Below are 1,398 nucleotides of genomic sequence, written 5' to 3' on the forward strand. Positions count from 1 at the left end.
CCCACCCCGCCATCCCACAGGAAATCCGCTTCTGCTCCTGCTTCTGCTTCGGCTGTTGCTCCAGCACGCAGCAGGTGCAGGGCTGCAAGCCCTGCCGACCAACACCCTGCTTACGAACGGCTGACGTGACGCTCATGCGCCATGCGCGAGGCTGTCCACCTGGTTGTTCGACTGGAGGTGGCAACGGTGCACTGGCAGAGCGCACAGGCCTACGTATGGCCGTTGGGATTGGCCGTAGTGGTGGGCGGCATAGGCGCGTGGCTGATCCTGTGGATCTATCACCGGCTGAAAGGGCGTGATCGCCGACGTGCGCGTATCGGTCGAGTACTCGGGTTGCCGCTGGCCACCGCGTGGCCGCTGCTGCTGCTGATTCCCGCCTTGCAGGCGACGCCGCTGCAGGATCCGTTGCTCGGCCATCTGCAGCACGGACTGCACATTGCATTGATGGCCTGCTTCGTCTGGCTGCTGGTACGCGCGGTGGCGGCGGGCGAGCGCGCGATCCTGCGCAGCCATCCCATCGATGTCTCCGACAACCTGGAGGCACGCCGCATCCAGACCCAGACGCGCGTGCTCAGCAGGGTGTTGATGGGCGGCATCATCGTGCTCGGTGCGTCGCTGGTGCTGTTGACCTTCCCGATGGTGCAGAAGATCGGCACGGCGCTGCTGGCGTCGGCAGGCCTGATCGGGCTGGTGGCGGGCATCGCCGCCAAGCCGGTGTTCGGCAACCTCATCGCCGGCCTGCAGATCGCACTGACGCAGCCGATCCGCCTGGACGACGTGGTGATCGTCGAAGGCGAGTGGGGACGCATCGAGGAGATCGGCAGCAGCTACGTGGTCGTGCGGATCTGGGATGAGCGGCGGATGGTGGTGCCCTTGACCTGGTTCATCGAGAACCCGTTCCAGAACTGGACGCGGCGCAGTGCCGATCTGCTCGGCACTGCGTTTCTGTGGCTGGACTATCGGGCACCGATCGCGGCGATCCGTGCCGAGCTGGAGCGCATCTGCCATGGCCAGGCGCTATGGGATGGACGCGTCTGCGTGACCCAGGTGACCGAAACCAACGAGCGCGCGATCCAGGTGCGCCTGCTGGTCAGCGCGCGCAGTTCCGGTGATGCCTTTGATCTTCGCTGCCTGGTGCGCGAACGCATGCTCGATTTCCTCGCACGTGAGCATCCGCAGTCGTTGCCGCAGGTGCGTGCGCGGCTGCAACACGAAGATGAGCTGGATATGCCGCGTGGTCCACGTGCACGCACCTCGGATGTGCGTTCGCCAGGTGCTGAAGATGGTGAGGCGGCGATCGTGCCGGTGGAGCCACAGGATCGGTAGTGCCGGCCGCGGGGCGGGCCCCGCCGGGCGGACGCGCGGGCGGCCCCCGGGCGGGCCCGCCCGCCGCGCGCT

The 1,398-nt window shown here is 67.1% G+C and carries 1 protein-coding gene; it reads left to right on the forward strand.

From position 1 onward, the window contains the following. Positions 1-141 precede the first annotated feature (141 nt). Positions 142-1,326, forward strand: coding sequence for a mechanosensitive ion channel family protein (locus V3B25_RS22190; RefSeq protein ID WP_329811555.1), 1,185 nt, complete (start codon positions 142-144; stop codon positions 1,324-1,326). Positions 1,327-1,398 lie beyond the last annotated feature (72 nt).

Source organism: Stenotrophomonas sp. SMYL8, assembly GCF_036320065.1.
GTDB lineage: Bacteria > Pseudomonadota > Gammaproteobacteria > Xanthomonadales > Xanthomonadaceae > Stenotrophomonas > Stenotrophomonas maltophilia_A.

What these genes read in the sequence shown, in the direction of transcription:
- V3B25_RS22190 (WP_329811555.1), top strand. Translation starts at nt 142, where the DNA reads ATGCGCGAGGCTGTCCACCTGGTTGTTCGACTGGAGGTGGCAACGGTG.